Annotated in this window: 18 protein-coding genes; 3 read left to right on the top strand and 15 right to left on the bottom strand. The window is 60.7% G+C overall.

Annotation, left to right across the window (positions count from 1 at the left end; all coding sequences use genetic code 11):
* Positions 1 to 168: 168 nt before the first annotated feature.
* From ABIB00_RS19605 to ABIB00_RS19620, 4 genes are all read right to left on the bottom strand, one after another.
* Entirely contained in the window at positions 169 to 1,485 is a 1,317-nt protein-coding gene (locus ABIB00_RS19605; RefSeq protein WP_354105501.1) for an MFS transporter, read from the bottom strand.
* Positions 1,486 to 1,567: 82 nt separating this feature from the next.
* Complete coding sequence (locus ABIB00_RS19610) at positions 1,568 to 2,230, bottom strand: ribbon-helix-helix domain-containing protein (RefSeq protein WP_354105502.1); 663 nt, start codon at positions 2,228 to 2,230, stop codon at positions 1,568 to 1,570.
* Positions 2,231 to 2,615: 385 nt separating this feature from the next.
* Positions 2,616 to 3,038 carry a YlcI/YnfO family protein gene (locus ABIB00_RS19615; RefSeq protein WP_354105503.1) on the bottom strand — a complete coding sequence of 141 codons (423 nt, stop codon included), beginning with the start codon at positions 3,036 to 3,038 and terminating at the stop codon, positions 2,616 to 2,618.
* Between the two features lie 10 nt (positions 3,039 to 3,048).
* Positions 3,049 to 5,025, bottom strand: a complete 1,977-nt coding sequence (locus ABIB00_RS19620; RefSeq protein WP_354105504.1) for a conjugal transfer protein TraG — start codon at positions 5,023 to 5,025, stop codon at positions 3,049 to 3,051.
* 508 nt (positions 5,026 to 5,533) lie between these two features.
* Between ABIB00_RS19620 and ABIB00_RS19625 the strand changes: the two genes are divergently transcribed.
* A complete protein-coding gene (locus ABIB00_RS19625; protein WP_354105638.1) occupies positions 5,534 to 6,322 on the top strand; it encodes a polysaccharide deacetylase family protein in 789 nt (262 codons plus the stop codon).
* 176 nt (positions 6,323 to 6,498) lie between these two features.
* Here the strand turns inward: ABIB00_RS19625 and ABIB00_RS19630 are convergent, their stop codons facing one another.
* The 10 genes from ABIB00_RS19630 to ABIB00_RS19675 all read right to left on the bottom strand — a co-directional run bounded on the left by ABIB00_RS19630 (position 6,499) and on the right by ABIB00_RS19675 (position 14,059).
* A complete protein-coding gene (locus ABIB00_RS19630) occupies positions 6,499 to 6,705 on the bottom strand; it encodes a cold-shock protein (protein WP_354105505.1) in 207 nt (68 codons plus the stop codon).
* 276 nt (positions 6,706 to 6,981) lie between these two features.
* The gene (locus ABIB00_RS19635) at positions 6,982 to 8,706 is read right to left on the bottom strand and encodes a relaxase/mobilization nuclease domain-containing protein (protein WP_354105639.1); all 1,725 of its coding nucleotides are present in this window, start codon (positions 8,704 to 8,706) and stop codon (positions 6,982 to 6,984) included.
* 251 nt (positions 8,707 to 8,957) lie between these two features.
* On the bottom strand, positions 8,958 to 9,860 hold the full coding sequence (locus ABIB00_RS19640) for a lytic transglycosylase domain-containing protein (protein WP_354105506.1): 903 nt from the start codon (positions 9,858 to 9,860) through the stop codon (positions 8,958 to 8,960).
* Positions 9,857 to 10,363, bottom strand: a complete 507-nt coding sequence (locus ABIB00_RS19645) for a S26 family signal peptidase (protein ID WP_502917846.1) — start codon at positions 10,361 to 10,363, stop codon at positions 9,857 to 9,859. The genes ABIB00_RS19640 and ABIB00_RS19645 overlap by 4 nt, the downstream gene beginning before the upstream one ends.
* Positions 10,363 to 10,827, bottom strand: a complete 465-nt coding sequence (locus ABIB00_RS19650) for a DUF2840 domain-containing protein (protein WP_354105507.1) — start codon at positions 10,825 to 10,827, stop codon at positions 10,363 to 10,365. The genes ABIB00_RS19645 and ABIB00_RS19650 overlap by 1 nt, the downstream gene beginning before the upstream one ends.
* Positions 10,828 to 11,281: 454 nt before the next feature.
* The gene (locus tag ABIB00_RS19655) at positions 11,282 to 12,184 is read right to left on the bottom strand and encodes a replication initiator protein A (RefSeq protein WP_354105508.1); all 903 of its coding nucleotides are present in this window, start codon (positions 12,182 to 12,184) and stop codon (positions 11,282 to 11,284) included.
* 3 nt (positions 12,185 to 12,187) lie between these two features.
* Positions 12,188 to 12,466: a helix-turn-helix transcriptional regulator gene (locus tag ABIB00_RS19660; protein ID WP_018457391.1), complete on the bottom strand. Its 279-nt coding sequence runs from the start codon at positions 12,464 to 12,466 to the stop codon at positions 12,188 to 12,190.
* 382 nt (positions 12,467 to 12,848) lie between these two features.
* Complete coding sequence (locus ABIB00_RS19665; protein ID WP_354105509.1) at positions 12,849 to 13,289, bottom strand: DUF2285 domain-containing protein; 441 nt, start codon at positions 13,287 to 13,289, stop codon at positions 12,849 to 12,851.
* A gap of 139 nt (positions 13,290 to 13,428) precedes the next feature.
* The gene (locus tag ABIB00_RS19670) at positions 13,429 to 13,620 is read right to left on the bottom strand and encodes a transcriptional regulator domain-containing protein (protein ID WP_354105510.1); all 192 of its coding nucleotides are present in this window, start codon (positions 13,618 to 13,620) and stop codon (positions 13,429 to 13,431) included.
* Between the two features lie 160 nt (positions 13,621 to 13,780).
* Positions 13,781 to 14,059 (bottom strand): DNA -binding domain-containing protein, encoded by a 279-nt coding sequence (locus tag ABIB00_RS19675; protein ID WP_247445816.1) that lies wholly within the window; start codon positions 14,057 to 14,059, stop codon positions 13,781 to 13,783.
* A gap of 215 nt (positions 14,060 to 14,274) precedes the next feature.
* Here ABIB00_RS19675 and ABIB00_RS19680 point away from each other — a divergent pair, with 215 nt between their 5' ends.
* Complete coding sequence (locus tag ABIB00_RS19680) at positions 14,275 to 14,502, top strand: helix-turn-helix domain-containing protein (protein ID WP_247445836.1); 228 nt, start codon at positions 14,275 to 14,277, stop codon at positions 14,500 to 14,502.
* Positions 14,503 to 14,704: 202 nt separating this feature from the next.
* On the opposite strand, the gene ABIB00_RS19685 is transcribed toward ABIB00_RS19680, so the two are convergent.
* Positions 14,705 to 14,980 (bottom strand): DNA -binding domain-containing protein, encoded by a 276-nt coding sequence (locus tag ABIB00_RS19685; RefSeq protein WP_247445815.1) that lies wholly within the window; start codon positions 14,978 to 14,980, stop codon positions 14,705 to 14,707.
* Positions 14,981 to 15,162: 182 nt separating this feature from the next.
* Here ABIB00_RS19685 and ABIB00_RS19690 point away from each other — a divergent pair, with 182 nt between their 5' ends.
* Positions 15,163 to 15,399 (top strand): helix-turn-helix domain-containing protein, encoded by a 237-nt coding sequence (locus ABIB00_RS19690; RefSeq protein WP_247445814.1) that lies wholly within the window; start codon positions 15,163 to 15,165, stop codon positions 15,397 to 15,399.
* The last annotated feature ends 977 nt before the right edge of the window (positions 15,400 to 16,376 follow it).

A 16,376-nucleotide genomic window follows, 5' to 3' on the forward strand; every position in this document is an offset into this window, starting at 1 on the left:
CATGTGAGACAAGTAGAAAAAGCAGATCCTACGCTATCGCAAGACAGGATCATCGCCGTCGTAGTCTGGCGTAGAAACAGCAGGAGTCGGAAAGGAAGGTTCGATAAGCTCGTGTTCGGCGGCGCTGAAAAATGAGCACTCGTTGGGCATCAGCCCGTCAAGCTCGCGTCACCACTCCAGGTGTTCATCCGCCTCCAGCACCGCAGCTTCGCTCGCCGGGATAGCGGCATGAGCCGAGCTCCAGCCGCAGGCCGGTTGGAGTAGGGCCGAAGTCCTCTTCTTCCCTTTCCGGCTTCGAAACCATGGACCGGCAAACCAGGCGAGCGCCGCCAGCTGTAGCAGCATGTTCAGTCCGAACGCGGTCTGGTAGGCAATCAAAGGATGGTGGCCGCCCTCAACGGGCCATCGCTCAAGGATCAGTCCCGTCCCGTACTGCACGATGAAGGCCCAGCCAAATTGCAGGACGTTCAAACCACCATTCGCGCGCGCGACCAGTTGGGGCGGGAAATAATCTCCTATGATGGCGTAGGTCACAGCGGTGGCCGATCCGGCCACCGACACGACGCACCAGGGCAGAAGTGACGGCCAGGGCGGATGCAGGATGAGGACGATCTCCGCTCCGATCAACAGGGCCGCGACGGCCGCGAACAACACTTCCATATTCCTGCCACGGCTGCGCACCCAGGTTGCAAGCACGCCCAAGACCAGCGCCCCGAGGCTCAAAACAGTCGCCATCACGAACAGCTCGCTGACGAGACTTGTTCGATTGAGCCGTTCGATATCGCAAAGCCAAGGTGCCGCCCACAAGGACTGCAGTGCCCAGGCCGACCCGATACAGGTTGCCGACAGGGGGGCAATCCGCCAGAAGCGTTGATCAGAGTAGATGGTTTTCAGTGTGGCCGGCTTCGTGCTGCCTGATGGGCTGTCGACTCGTTCGGGAGCGACCAGATAGATCAAAATGGCAGCGAGCGCGCTTGCGGCGGCCAGCACCGCGAACAGGCCGCGCCAGCCTATCCCGTCCAGGAGCACCTCGGCAGGAGCGGTTGCCGTGACCGCGCCCAACGAACCCAGCATGATCATAAAGCCATTGATGAGGGCCAAACGTTCTCTAGGAAACCAGAGGACGATCATTTTAAGGCCCGACATCAGCGCTGCTGCACTCCCAAGTCCGATCATCGCGCGGGCGATGAGAAGCGAAACGAAACCCGTCGATAGTCCGAAGAGCGCGGCCCCCGCTGCTGCCACAACCAAGAGCAAGCTCTGGACCCGGCGCGGCCCGTAGCGATCTAGTAACATGCCGATCGGAATCTGACCCGCCATGACGACCAGGAAATAGATCGACGTGAGCAGCCCGATGTCGGCAGCGCCCAGCCCGAGGTCGGAGCCAAGGGGTCCAGCGATCAGCGTATTGATCGTCCGGAACAGGTAAGCAAGGTAGTACCCGGCCGCGAAGGGAAGAAAGATGCAGGCGATGAGCCGCCACACAGGAAGCGGCTCGATGCGTACCACAGGCGTTGTTTGCGCGGCGAGGCCTTTCAGCCCGCTTCTGCCGTTCTGGACGGTGCGTTCAACACAACGAGCTGGACAGGTTCCGAAAGTCCACCTTGCTGCCGCCCTCCTCGGCGGCAGCGCGCGGCTCGGAGCCCCCCTCTACAGCGGGTGCGGACGAAGCCTCCTGAAGCAGTTCTTCTACAGTTCGCCTCTCTGATACACCGCTACCGATTTCAGAGGCACGCCAGCTCGCCCTTCCGAGCCGATCAATCGTCTCCTGAATCAATGGTTGGCCAAACCGCACGCCGCGCTCGAGCTGTTGGACCAAAACCTTGCAGCGTTCTTGGCCGAGGAGGCATGCGTCCCGCTGCTGGGATGATTGCATGGCCGCCGTAACGGTGAGGTGATAGCGCGCATGCAGCGCCACTGTTTCGGCAACGATCGCGACCTGGCGCTCGAGCCTTGCCATCTGGCCACTCACCCGGTCCAGAGTTTCACGGATGAGCCCTTCGGCCCCTTGCGCAGGAGCCAGAAAACGCTGAAGCGCCGTCTCGACGACCATGCTCTTGCCGAGCCCCGTGCGTTCGGTCGCGGCTTCAAGCCGCTCCAAGATGCTTTCGGAGAGCTGAACGATGATCTTCTTGGTTCGCGGACCTTCGTTCGAGGTCGGCTGCACCTCGCCATCGGAACTATTCCCAATCGAGCTGGCCTGATGTTCAGCCTCACCATCGATCTGCATTGTTTCTTCAGCTCCTCAATTGCGACCGCACGAAACGGCACACGCTACCCGTGCAGCGTGCCTTTTCGGTCGAAACAGATGAATCGGCTCAGCGATGATGCGTCGACAGAAGGGTCAATCCGACCACGACATCAATCGCGCCGACATCGGCGTCGTAGTCTGGCGTAGCCAAAGAAAGACGAGGCGGGCTCAAGATGAGCGGGATCTCTCAGCCTCCTGCGCAGCAGCTAGGGGCCACTCGCGATGGCCTTCTGGGACCTCAAGAAAGCCCCCCGCGCTTCACGACTCTGTGTCAGTCTGCCTGCGCGCGCGCCGGCTCGGCTCCCCTAGGCCGGCGCTGCTCGATCGCCAAGGGCCGTCACAGGCACTCTGCGCGCAGAAGTATCTATTCGGCTTTCTCGGAGGCTTGCACGTCGATGCTTACCTCCTTCAGGACGCTGGATCCGCTCGCAAGTCGTCGTCCCAGCGCTTCGACAAAGCGGTCGTACCGCTCACCGCCCTTAGCGCGAGCGGCAGGGCTCGAATGCTCCGGCAATGCCGGAGTTGAGGTCAGCCAGAACCGGATGAAGAGCGCGACGGTCTCGAGCGTGATGTCATCATTGCGTTCAAGACGCTCGAGCACCCGCACAATCCGATCCAGCCGTTTTCCTATCACAGCCTCGCGCCGATCGGAATCGTCAGGAGAAAGGAAGGAACCTATAGCGGCCTCGACCACCAGCGACTTGGACCGGCCACCGCGGCTTGCGAAGGCCTCGAGCGTTTTGAACGTTTCGGGATCGAGATAGATGCTGAGCTGGACCTTTTTCACACTGCCTCGCTCACAGATCCATTCCATCGTCCGGATCGAGGGTGACGGTCCGCGCAACTCCCTGCACCGACCGGCTCATCAGTTGCGCCTGGACGGCATCCGCGTCACCCTCCCCGAGCTCGGGGTCGAACTCGTGCTCGCCGGCCGGCGTCTTGATCTCGATTTCCTCATGCTGCGGCAATTCCGGCTCGCGGCGTAAGCCGCCGTTCGCCTCGTCGCTCCTGCCCGCGCGCCTAGTCAGCAGCTGGCGCGACGGCGATATTGGGGCGCGGGCTGACCAGTCATCTGGGCGGGTGGGCTGCTTGTTCGGCTCCAAGCGGGGAGGCTTCAAGACACGTCGCTGGAATTGCGGATCCTCATAGTAGCGGACCTTGTTGGCACGGACCGGGTGCACACCGGAAATCATTACGACCGCGTCTTGCGGAGACAGTTGCATGATTTCGCCGGGGGTCAGCAGCGGACGGGAGGTCTCCTGGCGGCTGACCATCAAGTGCCCAAGCCAAGGGCTCAAGCGGTGGCCCGCATAGTTCTTCATGGCTCGCAATTCGGTCGCAGTTCCGAGCGCGTCGGAGACGCGCTTGGCGGTGCGCTCGTCATTGGTCGAAAAGGCGATCCGGACGTGGCAATTGTCAAGGATCGCATGGTTCGGACCGTAGGCGCGTTCGAGCTGGTTAAGGCTCTGCGTGATGAGAAAGCTGCGGATGCCGTAACCTGCCATAAAGGCGAGTTGGCTCTCGAAAAAGTCGAGCCGGCCGAGGGCTGCAAACTCGTCAAGCATCAGAAGCAGCTTCTGCCGGCGCCGGTCGGGATCAAGGCTCTCGGTCAAACGCCGTCCGATCTGGTTCAGGATGAGCCGCATCAAGGGTTTGGTGCGGACGATGTCCGATGGCGGCACCACGAGGTACAGTGAGACGGATTCAGGATGGTCGACGAGATCACGGATGCGCCAATCGCTTCGCGCGGTGATCTTGGCAACTACCGGATCACGATAGAGCCCGAGGAAGCTCATCGCCGTCGAGAGCACACCCGAGCGCTCGTTCTCGCTTTTGTTCAAAAGCTCGCGTGCCGCTGATGCGACGACTGGATGGATGCCTGTCCCAAGATGCGGAGTCGCCAGCATTGCGTTGAGCGTAGCCTCGATCGGGCGAGATGGATCCGAAAGGAAATTTGCAACCCCGGCGAGGGTCTTATCGGCTTCGGCGTAGAGGACATGCAGAATTGCCCCCACCAGGAGTGAGTGGCTGGTCTTTTCCCAATGATTGCGGCGCTCGAGTGCACCCTCAGGATCGACGAGAATATCCGCGATATTTTGAGCATCTCGCACCTCGCAGTCGCCACGGCGGATCTCGAGGAGTGGATTGTAGGCGGCGCTGGCCGGATTGGTCGGATCGAACAACAGCACGGGCCCAAATTGCGCGCGCCACCCAGAGGTCAACTGGAAGTTCTCACCCTTGATGTCATGGACGATGGTGGAGGCCGGCCAGGTCAGAAGGGTCGGAATGACGAGGCCAACACCTTTCCCGGAGCGCGTCGGCGCAAAGCAAAGCACATGCTCGGGCCCGTCGTGGCGCAGATAATGACGTCCGAACCGGCCGAGCACGACGCCGTCAGGGCCTAACAGCCCGGCCCGTCTGACTTCGCGTAGATCGGCCCAGCGCGCCGAGCCGTAGGTGGTGACGTCCCGCCCTTCATGGGCTCGCAGGACCGAGAGCAACATGGCGAGGGCTATGGCCGCGATGCCGCCGCTTGCAGCAATCGCGCCACCCTCCAGAAAAACGACGGGCGCATAAGCATCAAACTTGAACCACCAGCCGAAGAAAGCTGCCGGCTGATAAATCGGCCAATGCCCGAGCTTGAACCAGGGAGCCCCAAGCTGTTGCTGGAACGCAAGCCGCCAGGCTGTCCATTCGGTCGCAGCCCACAGGAACGCGAGCACGATGAGGCAGACCAGGATGACCTGGTGCCAAATGATTTTTGTTGCCGACATGATCGGGATATCTCGGCATATCGACGTGCGCACACAACTACAATGGTGCTCGCGTCGCAGTGGCGCGCGTGGCAGCGCAGAGATCGGCGGGGACAAAGCTGAGATACGTAGCCAACGCCCATTCAAGCGAAGCGGGACTGATCGAGGTTTGCATCATGAGACGGCGCCGAAACGCCGATTATGTGCGTAAGAGCTCATGGATGGGCAGAAAAACGCTGACTTCGCTCAAGTAATGTGAAGCGTTCCTGATGATTGCCCTCCTGGAGCGCTCAAACGCTGGAGGGACGGACGACCTTCGATCCTCGCGAAGTGTCGCTGAATGGGTCCCGGAGTTCTGACGATCGCGCAATAGATAAGCTCACCCGCCGCCAAGCTGCCCTTTCCCAAGAGCCACCTGAATCGCATGAGGTTATGGTGTTTCGGCAATGCTGCTGGCTCAGGTAAGGGTGGAGGTGTGGCGCATTCAAAGACGCGCCTGCTCAGATTGACCACGCCGCTTGCTGGTGCTGTGACCCTGCTACTTGCCGGGATAGTCGTGACAGACGCGGCCGACTGCCCACGGCAGGATGTGCTCGGCACCTCCCGCGTCCTCGAGGTCGACGCAAAGGCCCACCCGCGCGTTGGCTCGAACAGCTTTCGGGAAACGCTCCCTTTGGCTGACCATGAGGTCGTCCTCACCTTTGACGACGGGCCGCGGCCGCCGAGCACGCAAAAGGTACTGGCGGCGCTCGCCAAGGAATGCGTACGGGCCACGTTCTTTCTGGTCGGCAAGTCCTCCGCGAAGTCTCCAGAGCTCGTTCGCCGAATTGCTGCCGAGGGCCACACCATCGCACACCACAGCTGGTCGCATACGATGATGTCGAAGATGACCTTCGAACAGGCCAAGAAGGATATTGATCGTGGAATTGCCGCCGATGAGACGGCGCTCAAGGGCGCCTCCGCCCAAAGCCCGCCATCGCGCTTTTTCCGGTTTCCGTATTTCGACTCGAGCCCAGCGATGCTCGAATTCTTGCGTTCGCGCGGGATGGTCGTGTTTGGAGCTGACCTTTCGGCGGGCGACTGGGAGAACCTAACCCCAGAACAAGAACTAAAGACAGTTACCGAGCGGCTGGAGGTCGCAAGCAAGGGCATCATTCTGCTGCACGATGCCCAGACCCGAACGGCCGCAATGATGCCGGCGTTCTTGCGCTATCTGCACGAGAATGGCTATCGCATCGTGCATCTGGTGCCGGCTGGCCCGATCGAGAGCAACGCTGAAGTCACCCCAACGGCAAGCCGCAGCAGTTCGCGGAAATGACAGCGGGTAGATTGGGTCAATCTAACCAACTGGTTCTCACGGTGCGCCCGGGTCCAGATCGATGCCATGGCACGGCCGTATCGCCCACTAGCGACGCTATCTTCTTGGCGAGATCGGGTCCCTTTTCAGGAGGGATTCCGATCCAACCGTTGCCGCCGCCGTCGGCGATATCGGCCTTATCCGATCCGGAGAGTCTCGGCTGATACTTTGCCGGAACCACCAGCCTTGGCCTCGAAGCTGATCCGAGCGCCTTCTGCCAAGCCGGTGTATCCGGCCTTTTCAACGGCGCTGATGTGCACAAAGACGTCGGGGCCGCCGTCATCCGGCTTGATGAAACCGTAGCCCTTGGTCGTGTTAAACCACTTTACAGTACCGATCGTCACCGTCACTTCTCCTAAATGAACACATGCCATCTAGCGAAAACTCGCACCTGCATCAAGATCTCCAGGAGGAGACAGTTGCTCGGAACCGGGCACGCAGAATGGACGAACCAGCGAATGTCCCGGCCCCCAAGACCCGCTGGGACGTGGTTGCGGTGAGCGCGACTACAGCGAACTTCTTCTCACGACAAAACGATAGCGGGCTTCGCTTGTACGTGGGCGAGCGCAGCCGCAGCTAGCGCCGCTGTCGTGGATCGCAGCCCAGCGGAGAACTGCCAGTCAAAGTGACAGGCCCCGTTTGCGGCCCCAGGACCAATCGACATTGCTTGGACCTGCGATCCCGCTCACCTGTTTGCCCAGTTCCCGCTCTAGTGAAGGAGCCCAAGGCACGAGCTGAAAGCCGAGCCCATTATCAATCATGGCAAAGCGCCCCGAGGCGAGGGAAAGCCGCTGTCGGTATGTCCCCGAAACCTGTTCACCTGATCGAGCAGGCAGATGCGTAAGCCCCGTCTCCTCCGCGAGGCGCCGGCCGGCGCGATCGAGCTCGCGACTTCGCAAGGTCTCGATCAGATTGCGGCCAAGCCGCACCTTGTCGCCGTGCCGCTGTGTAAGCCCGTACTCTGCCAGCACATCGATCCGCTGTTCCAGGGCTGCCCGGACCTCTGCGCCAAAACCGGCGCGCGAGAACTCAGCAGGCTCGCGCGCCACAAGCTGCCGGTCGAGCCATGTGGCACCTTCCGCAGCGACCTGCTTTTCGAGGACGAGTTCCGATCTTACCGCGAGTGCGATGCGTGTCCGTCCCCTCGCATCCTCAAAGCGGCGGAGCTCCACGATGCCTCCAATCGGCCCGTCGCCAGCCGCCTCGATATCGGGGAGTTTGAGGTGATGGACGCGCCCGTCTATGCCGTCGACAATGGCAAAGGCATTGCCCGTCAATTCGTCGTCGTGTCCGCGGGCGACGAGACGGCCAATGATCGGTTGACCGTGATGCTCGCCTTCGAGCGCAAAGGAGGACGGTGAGCGTGCGATACCATCCTTGGCAATCGCCTTGTGCAGCCGCTTGATGATGTCGCCGCGCTCGCCAAGCGCTCTCAGGCGTGGCTCGGCGTCTTCGGCCAAGACCCAGCGAGCGGGCCCTGCCGGCTCTGCCACACCCAGGCGCTCCAGCATCCGCATCCGCCCGATCCGAATGTCTCGTAACTGGTCCCGGGCACCATCCCGTTCCGGCCTTAAATCGATGACCCCATCGGCCAATGCCGCTTGCCGCGCGAGCACCCGGTCGAGCCTGGTCCAGCGTTCGGCGCTCACCTCGGCCTCCAGCCCTTCGCGGATCTGGAGCTCGGATCGGGGACCCAGTTCACGGGTGACGAGATCGCCGGCCCGGGCCCGCAAGCCGCTTGCGATGTAGTCGCGACTGATGACGAGGTCTTTTCCATCATCGGCGCGGCCGCGCACGAGAATATGAATGTGCGGGTGTTCCGTATTCCAGTGATCGACCGCGACCCATTCGAGGCGCGTTCCAAGGTCGCGCGAGGCCTGATCCATGAGCTCACGGGTGAAGCTGCGCAGGCTGGTGAGCTCGCCTGCATCATCGGGCGAAACGATGAAGCGGAAATGATGCCGGTCACCCTCGGAGCGTTCGGCGAAGGCGCGGCCATCTGCTTCATCTCCGAGAGCGTCAAAGAGCTTGCCTGGCGCTCCGTCCCGGGTGACCCCGTCACGCTGCAGATAACCAAGATGGGCCCGCAGCGCCCCGGGCGTGCGCATTCGGCGAACCACCCGCGCCTTGACCATGGCGCCGCGAGCGCGGTTGTTGAGCAGTCTGGATGCTGCAAGACTCGCGGCGCGTCCACGTCCGAAGTTTGTTCCACGGCGGTACCCGCGTGACAGACCGCCGGCCTTCTGCGCGGCTCTGAGGGCCTGCGCCAGAAACGGCTTTGCCCGCGGCGCTCGCGTAGAGCGAATGCGGCCAGGGCGGATTCGGAAATCGTCCTTACCGGCCATGGTTTGTTGGCAGAGTGCGAAAAGCTGAGCCGCGGCTGCAATTTGGCAAAACTGAAAATGTGCGCTCAAGATTCGCAAGTTGCATTGGATGATTGAAACTAAAGCAAGATTTCTCACAACCGACCGGCCGCACCTTGCGGCTTTTATCCTGCCATCCCCGGTCCGCTCCTTCCGCCCGTGTCCTCATCACTTTCCAAAATGCGAGACCTTGCGATGGCGTGCGAGGAGATGCGATTATCGCCATTGAGACTTCACCTTCCCCGATCGCGCACGAAAAGGCCAGTCGCATGGGGCAAAAGTTCAGTCGTGTGGGAATTCAGCCTGTCTTTCGATGAAGGCGTTTCGTGCAGAGCGGATGCCGAGCTCCGTTCGCTCGACCAGCGATAAAATCGCGGAACGAACAGCTTGGCTTGCTTCCAATTTGTGCCGTGACCAGGGACCGAAACATCGCGCCAGCGCTGTATCATGCCGGTCAATGGCTCGAGTTTGTTCAGGTAGGCCAGGGTTTCTTCAGGCAGCGCGCGCCCCGTCGTCAGATGCTTCGCGTAGCGCTGGGGGCCTGCGTTGTAGGCGGCGAGAAATCCGTCCGAGCCGAACCGGTCCAGCATCTCTCGCAGGTAGGCGACCCCGGCGAAAATGTTGTCATGGGGGTCAAAGGGGTCGATGCCTAGAGTGTAGCGGGCGCTCAGGTCGACCCACGTCCCTGGCATGATTTGCATCAAGCCCAGGGCACCTCGAGATGACACTGCGTGCGCTTTGCCACTGCTTTCGACCTGGATCACGGCACAAACGAATTGCACGGGAACTGCAAACCGGCGCGACGCCTCGGCAATGAAGGCCGCATATGGGACGAATTTGCCAAGGCATGTTGAGGGCGGAGCAGGCGCCTGCAATTCGGATTGGGCTCGACAGCTCGACGGCAATTCGACAGCTGCAAAAGCTGCCAGGAATGCCGCGAGGATACGCAGGGATGGACGGCATGCCCGCATCGCCTCGAGCGCAGCCTGAGAGAAGTCAACGTGCGGGCTTTGCAGCTGATCATCATCGGCGCGCCCGCATCTGCTGACGAGCTTGGCCGGGAATGAGCAAAGGGATTGTGGTCCGCGGAAGCATGATGAAGCTGTAAGTCGATGAAGCGAGGCGAGCATGGTCATTCGTCCTTTGTCCACACTGGCAAAGCCTGGCCGATGACGGCGGAGGCCGCGATCGGCCCGAAATAGCGGCCGTCAAAAGAATCGTCCGATTGCCAGTTCATCAGAAAGATCTGGTCGGCCGCCAGGACGTGGCATCCTTGCCATGCGGGCAAAGGCCGGCCACGGCCATCACGCTCGCGGGCCTCGCCCATCTCGATGCCGTCGACGAGGATGGTGAGTTCTCGTCTGCAGACGGTGTGCCCCGGGAGCGCCAAGACCCGCTTGAGCATGGGAACGCCGAGCGGCAGATACCCGTTCAAATCAAGGAAGGCCGCAAGCGGGTCAGGCGGGCGAACGGCTACGAGCGAGGTGACACGGAGACGCTCTACCGGCTGCAAGCGGTAAAGACCGATCGGCACGCTATGCGAAGCGTTCCAAATATACCATGGCGCTGTGCCCCGGTCGGCGGAGAGCGCAAGAGCCGTGCCCCCGCACATTGCAAGAATTGTTATGAGCCGGCCCATCAGAGTGTCACCCTTTGGCGCCGGAGCCACGCCTGGTGACGCGCACGGGTGTAGCTTCGCGGAGTCTCATTCACCGAAAGGCGGTTATGCGCGTGGTGCCAGTAGTCGGGCGCCGCGTCGGCAGGATCGATGCCGAGTGCTTCCACCGCCTCGATCAGCTGCAGGACACGTTCGACCTTCGGCCAACCGGACAATCTCAGCAGGCTCTCGCCGCCGGGACTGATCCAAGGCACGGTCGAGTAGCGTTGCCCCGGCGCGCGCGCGCGCAGAATATCGATGCGTGACAGTACGGTTCCGAAGTCATTGGAGCTCCAGCGTACGAACGCAAAAATGCTGCCAGGCGCAAATGAAAGAACACGCCGGTGATGGTCGATGATCATTTCCGATGTAGGCCGGCCGAACCGAATGCGGTTTTCGATGCGTTTCTCGAGCCACAGGAGCTCAACCGTCGTGAGATCATTCATATTGAAATTCCATGTCGCAAGACGGCAGGCGCGGTGCTGAGACGTGGCGATCTGAAGTCCAGGACGAGGAGGCGTGATAGGCAGACGACAAGCGGGGCGAAGCACGACTGGTTCGCGCGCACGGTCGCGTCAGAACGCGAAGCGCGCCTGAAGAGGAGACAACGATCCTGCAGGTCCAGGACTGCGAAGACCCATTGGCACGAACCAAGACGCAGCTCAGCCGCTGTCGTGCGGAGGTTGGCGCACGTGGTAGGCTCACCGGACAGCCACGAACTCTGCCGCGACGTGGACTGGGGGTCCGTTAGAAGGAATCCGAAGGATTCCTGGTTAGGAAAGTTAGAGGAAGCGGAAGCTCCTCTGTGGCAAGGGCTTTTCCGCGATAGCGGTCCCTGATCGCACGCGGTTTGGGTCCCCGATGGCACGGTGGCGCTGGTCCCTGATAGCACGGCGGGATTCACAGGTTTTCCCCCGAGCCAGAGATCAGCCCGCGCTTGCGCAGCCGGTGGGTAAGCGGGTCGACCGGAGTGGGAGCGAAGTTCAGCCGTTCCGTCCCATTTGGGTCGTTCGAGATGACCAGTTCATATCCTGGCAATCTCTGCTGTCGAACGATCTGGCGCAGGTCGTATGCGAAGTGCTTGAGTGGCGATAGGCAGCCCGATTTGGCGTGGAGGTGCACAAGATCAAAGCTCCAGCCGCCCTTTTGGCGACCGCCGTGCTTGCGCACGAGGCGATAAAGCCAGCGCTCCAGTCCACCAGTCAGATCGAAATAGGCGCGGTCGATCGTCAGCACGAGTGCTTCGTTCAGAACACCCGTGTAGAACCAGTCTGGCAGGATCAGCTCGAGCCCGCGGGCGCGGCCGTGCATATCCGCCGTCTCTTTCCATTCGTTGATCCACGAGAACCGATGCTGCCGGCGCTCGGTCGGCTGGCGAATGGATGTCATCACGGTGGTCGATTGCAAGCGGTCGAGCGCAGCTTTGAGGCGATCGTAGTCGCGCACGCTTGTGCCGCGTCCAACGAAAGTCAGGATCTCGTAAGGGGTGGCGGCCATCAACCGCGATGTCTTCAAACCTGCATCACGCGCCTGGATAATTTGCGAGGCGGCCCATATCAGCACGTCCGCATCCCAGATGGTCGCCATGCCATGTTCCGGCACAGCTTCGACACGAATCTTGATTGTGCCGGCCCCAAAATCGATGGGAACGGTCCGCTTTGACTTCGCCAGCGAAAAGAACGGATAAGCCATTAGGTCTTGCGCGTCACGCGGCGCGAGATCACCGGGAAGAGCGCGAAACAGATCGAGCTGATCCCGTTCTGAGTTGCGCCGCCAGCGCGCAAAGGAGTTGCCGTCCGGCATGGGTCAGCGCCGCTCCTTGCCTGCGTAAGCGATGGGCGCGTGCCGCTTGGCGGGCAAGACCGTGCCAACCCCGGGATCGCTGGTCGACGTTTTGGCGCCGCGGTCCACCCATGCTTTCAGGTCTTCGAGCGCGTAGACGACGCGGCCGCCCAGCTTGCGGTAGGTCGGACCTGTGCCATAGGTGCGATGCTTTTCGAGGGTGCGGCCGGAGAGGCCAAGAAAGCGTGCCGCTTCTGGTGTGCGAAGATAGCGCTGCGGCGTGCCGGCGTTCGGGTCGGGCATCGGATCGCTCCCGTGATGTCATGGAGCGCGACGGAGTTTGATCGCGCGTCGACGGACACCATGGAGGAGCGAACGCACGTGAGGGGATGCCGAACATTGTTAGGACGATTTCGGCACCCCTCCTTTTGCTTTCGCGCTGCGATCGCGAAAAGAGGACTGCAGGCTTTGGTAGTCAGCAATCGGCCGACGATTCTGCTGCGCAGCCAGGGACGTCTCAGCTGTTGGGCGTGGTGCGGGAAAGTTCGACGCGCTCCGATGCGCCGCAGGCGATCGGCACGCATGAGGCGTAAGATCCAACCGCGGGCCGCCCGCCGGTGAAGTCAGCGGGAGGGCGAGAGGCGCCAAACCTGACCTGGTTGCATCAGTTGTACGCTATGCAGATCTATTTCTTGCGGGATCTCGATCGAAACAATGCACGGTAGCCGGCACGCACGATGAAGCGACCGGCTTTGACCAGGCGAATGGTACGGCTGCGCAGGTCATGGGTCTTCCAGCCGCGCTCGATGAGCCTCTTTTTGCCGAACATCACCTCCGCGATCGTTCGATAGGATGCGCCATCCTCATGCCCATCCCGCGCTCGCAGAGCCAGGCCGAGCCTTTTCCGCTGCTGGGCCGAAAGCCCATGAAAGGCAGGTCCCGGCGGGCGGCCGTTCAACGCTCGCCATAAGCGATGTGCGGCGTGGGCGCGCGCGACGAAATTTTCGTCAAGCGGCAATTCGGTGGCATATCCGGTACCGAGGTGCGGGGCCTCTCTGAGCCATAATCGATGCTGCGCGCCCTGGACCAGCAAGATGGCATGCCAGCCGTCCGGTGCTTGCCTCATGGTGGCCGACGTAAGGTCAGCAAGCGGAAGTACTACGTCCGAACCTTGAGGACCGGACGCTCTCCGAACGATCGGCACCACCGTTGGCATCGCCTCGGGCGCCCAGAAGATGGTCTGCTCGTAGAAAGACCCTTGCGGGTCATGGGCGAAAGCAGACGCCCCATCTCCTTCTGAACTCGGGGCTTACGTGCCCGCCGTTGGCGCGCGCCTCCCGGTAGTCCCGTTGATATTCAGGATTGCGGCGGAGGAGCTCCCACGCGAAATCTTCCATTTCACCTGAGGTAATTGCGCGCTGATAACTCTCCGGTGAGCGCCAATCGAATGTCGACATTAAGATGATCCCAAAAGCCAGGCCGTAGTAGGAGACGATCTACGTAACCTTCAGTTGTTCGACAAGTCAGTAATCTGGCATCACGCGATGCCTGCAGGGCATCACCAGAATTTCCGCAGACGGCTATTCTCGAGAAAAAGCTTGCGACAGCTGTTTTCTGCTACTTGCCGGTGCCGCCGCGAAGCAGCTCGCGATAGCCGCGGTCCGCCATCCAATTTGCTCTGGCCAGATGAGTATCGAAAGCCCTGCGGGCGCGTGTCGGCTCACGATCGGGATCGATGTGCAGGACGATTCGCGAGACCTCCCTCCAATCAGCACCCGCGGCTGCTGCATCAAGCAGCCGCCAATAGGTCACCAGATGCTTCTCGTCATAGGACGTAAGGACTGGATCGTTCGGAGCTGAATCGGCCAGGTCGGGCTCGAGTGGGGGTGTCTGCATGGCCGTACCATCAACTTCGTTGCTCGATCCTACTCAATTTCTAGATGGCATGCCACAACCGTGCCATAAAGCCACAAGACGCCGGATCTATCTCTATTTCTGTGTGCGCGAACAGCGCCCGCCGAAGCGGAACGAATCGAGCCTTAGCCCGACGAAGCCTCGCCGCGTATTATAACACGTAGCGCCAAAATACGCGATTGCTTCCTATCCTGCGGATGGACATTCGCAAGCTTTTTGGAGCAAACACGCGTCGATTTCGCTTAGACCTTCGCCTGAGCCAAGAAGCTGTGGCAGAGCGCATGGGTGTCGATCGTGCGTTCATCAGTAGTATGGAAAGAGGGTTGCAAAATGTGACCCTGCTTACGATGTGGCAAGTTTCGCAGGCTCTCGAAGTTCGCCCCGCCCAATTGCTTGAGGAGAAGACGGCCAAGATTCGTCCATAATATTACTCGGTCGCCCCTACTTGAGATTAGAGACCCGCAAAGGGCGATTGGGTCCACAGTGCCCCAGTCAGGCGCAAGGCTGTGCAAATCAGGTTGTCCTGGAGGGCGTCAATTCTGTTTCCCGTGATGCTCACAACGGATCCGTCATGGACGGAGAGAATTGATTTCTTAACTGGGGGTGGCCAAGTGGTAAATCCTGCTATCAACCTGCGCCGCCGCGCAACATATGACGGTAGCCGTGATGTGCCAACCATCTTGCGCGCGCCAGATGGCTGTCGAAGGCGGTTCGAGCCCGCACGGATTGGCTTTCTGGATCAATATGCAGCACGACGCGAGCTACTTCCTTCCAATCAGCGCCATGGGTCACCGCGTCGAGAAGGCGCCAATACGTCACCAGATGCTCCTCGTCATAGGACGTGACTGCGGGATCTGCGGGTGCAGAGGTCGCGACATCCGGGTCAAGTGGCGGAGTTTTCATGGAGTTTCTGCCCAAGAATTAGAGCGGCATCTGTGTACTTCCACGCCGGCTTCTTGAACGCAGCAGCTGTAACTGCATTCGCCACGCCAACAACATAGAAAGCAGCTGAACATGCCCGCGCCTGATGATTTGTAGAGAATACTCCGTGGCGAAATACTCTACAAGAGCATGGCCTCTCGCGTATGGATATACGCGAGATATTGGCGATCAATTTGAGGAAGTACAGACACGCCCGTCGCCTGTCACAGGAGGAGCTGGCACATCGTGCCGAGATTGACCGAACCTACATCAGCTCGCTCGAGCGGAGTGTTTATGCGGCTGGTATAGATGTCGTCGAGCGTCTTGCGCGCGCTCTTGGCGTTGAGGTCACGGACCTGCTGACACGTCCTGCGAAGAAGAAGAATCCGCGGCCAGACTAGAGCTGGATACTTAGCTGCATTTCGCCGTTGAGACTTCGCAGACCCTGTGGCTGCGGGACGGAAAGGACCGGCGCCAGAAAATGGGTAGCGGCCAGTGGAGTGAATGTGCCGGCCGGCCGATCAAGTCATGCGGCCGCGTTAGCGCAAGGAAAAGCAAGCTGCGCAATGGAGATCACCCAACGATACTATCCGGTCCCTCCGCCGCTCGCGTCTTGGAGGCGACGGTTGACACGTACTCGAAGCTGATCTGCTGATCTGGCACAGCAAGCTGGAAACTGTATTCCGGCTTCGCGCCCGGATCGAACACGGTTTTGGATGATGCCGAGTTGGACCGACTTCTCGTGGTGCCAAGCGCTTCTATCGACGAGTCACGTCGATCTGGTCTTCGCGCATTCCGATGGGATTCTTAAGCCGAGCCTTGGTCGTCTTGCCAAACGTGCAGGCGAGCACAACTGGACTGGCCTGTTTGTTGAGACGTCAATACGCTGCGACCAGGTGGCCGCCGCTCGTACACACATCGTCGACCAATATCACAGGACCTGACGGCGTTCGCACCATGCGGTACGCGCTCTCGAAATGCTTCGGATCTCAAGGGCCGCCCTCGCGCGACTTCTGCTGGACCTCACCAAACACCAGCGCCGACACAACCTTTAGTTGGCCGTTGCCATTTGCAGCGATCTTCTCTGCCAATTCGAGTGTCTTGAATCCGGGCGTCGTGGAGGCGATGACGTGCGAATTCGGGATAGGCACTAGAGTGGCTTCACGGGTTAATGACGCGCAATCATCCGGGCGAGTGCCCGAGGGAGTCGCTCTACGAACTCCGACACATTGGACTGATCGAACCGGCGCATCTTCTCGCCGAGTTTGAGTCAAAATATCCCTTGAGAGATGCAGATCGTGACAAAGGAATTCGTGCCGCTGCCATCCTGCTTCGCCAACTCGGCTGGCGTGCTGATGGGCAAGGACTATCACGGCTC

This window comes from Bradyrhizobium sp. LB14.3, assembly GCF_040547985.1.
In the GTDB taxonomy this organism is placed as follows: Bacteria; Pseudomonadota; Alphaproteobacteria; order Rhizobiales; family Xanthobacteraceae; genus Bradyrhizobium.

Excerpts from the sequence above, each read along its gene's own strand:
- ABIB00_RS19650 (WP_354105507.1), bottom strand. The coding sequence starts at position 10,827 with ATGAATGATCTCACGACGGTTGAGCTCCTGTGGCTCGAGAAACGCATC.
- ABIB00_RS19660 (WP_018457391.1), bottom strand. The coding sequence starts at position 12,466 with ATGCCCGACCCGAACGCCGGCACGCCGCAGCGCTATCTTCGCACACCA.
- ABIB00_RS19685 (WP_247445815.1), bottom strand. The coding sequence starts at position 14,980 with ATGAAAACTCCGCCACTTGACCCGGATGTCGCGACCTCTGCACCCGCA.
- ABIB00_RS19610 (WP_354105502.1), bottom strand. The coding sequence starts at position 2,230 with ATGCAGATCGATGGTGAGGCTGAACATCAGGCCAGCTCGATTGGGAAT.
- ABIB00_RS19655 (WP_354105508.1), bottom strand. The coding sequence starts at position 12,184 with ATGCCGGACGGCAACTCCTTTGCGCGCTGGCGGCGCAACTCAGAACGG.
- ABIB00_RS19635 (WP_354105639.1), bottom strand. The coding sequence starts at position 8,706 with ATGGCCGGTAAGGACGATTTCCGAATCCGCCCTGGCCGCATTCGCTCT.
- ABIB00_RS19640 (WP_354105506.1), bottom strand. The coding sequence starts at position 9,860 with ATGACCATGCTCGCCTCGCTTCATCGACTTACAGCTTCATCATGCTTC.
- ABIB00_RS19675 (WP_247445816.1), bottom strand. The coding sequence starts at position 14,059 with ATGCAGACACCCCCACTCGAGCCCGACCTGGCCGATTCAGCTCCGAAC.
- ABIB00_RS19665 (WP_354105509.1), bottom strand. The coding sequence starts at position 13,289 with ATGAGGCAAGCACCGGACGGCTGGCATGCCATCTTGCTGGTCCAGGGC.
- ABIB00_RS19670 (WP_354105510.1), bottom strand. The coding sequence starts at position 13,620 with ATGTCGACATTCGATTGGCGCTCACCGGAGAGTTATCAGCGCGCAATT.
- ABIB00_RS19690 (WP_247445814.1), top strand. The coding sequence starts at position 15,163 with ATGGATATACGCGAGATATTGGCGATCAATTTGAGGAAGTACAGACAC.
- ABIB00_RS19620 (WP_354105504.1), bottom strand. The coding sequence starts at position 5,025 with ATGTCGGCAACAAAAATCATTTGGCACCAGGTCATCCTGGTCTGCCTC.
- ABIB00_RS19645 (WP_502917846.1), bottom strand. The coding sequence starts at position 10,363 with ATGGGCCGGCTCATAACAATTCTTGCAATGTGCGGGGGCACGGCTCTT.
- ABIB00_RS19680 (WP_247445836.1), top strand. The coding sequence starts at position 14,275 with ATGGACATTCGCAAGCTTTTTGGAGCAAACACGCGTCGATTTCGCTTA.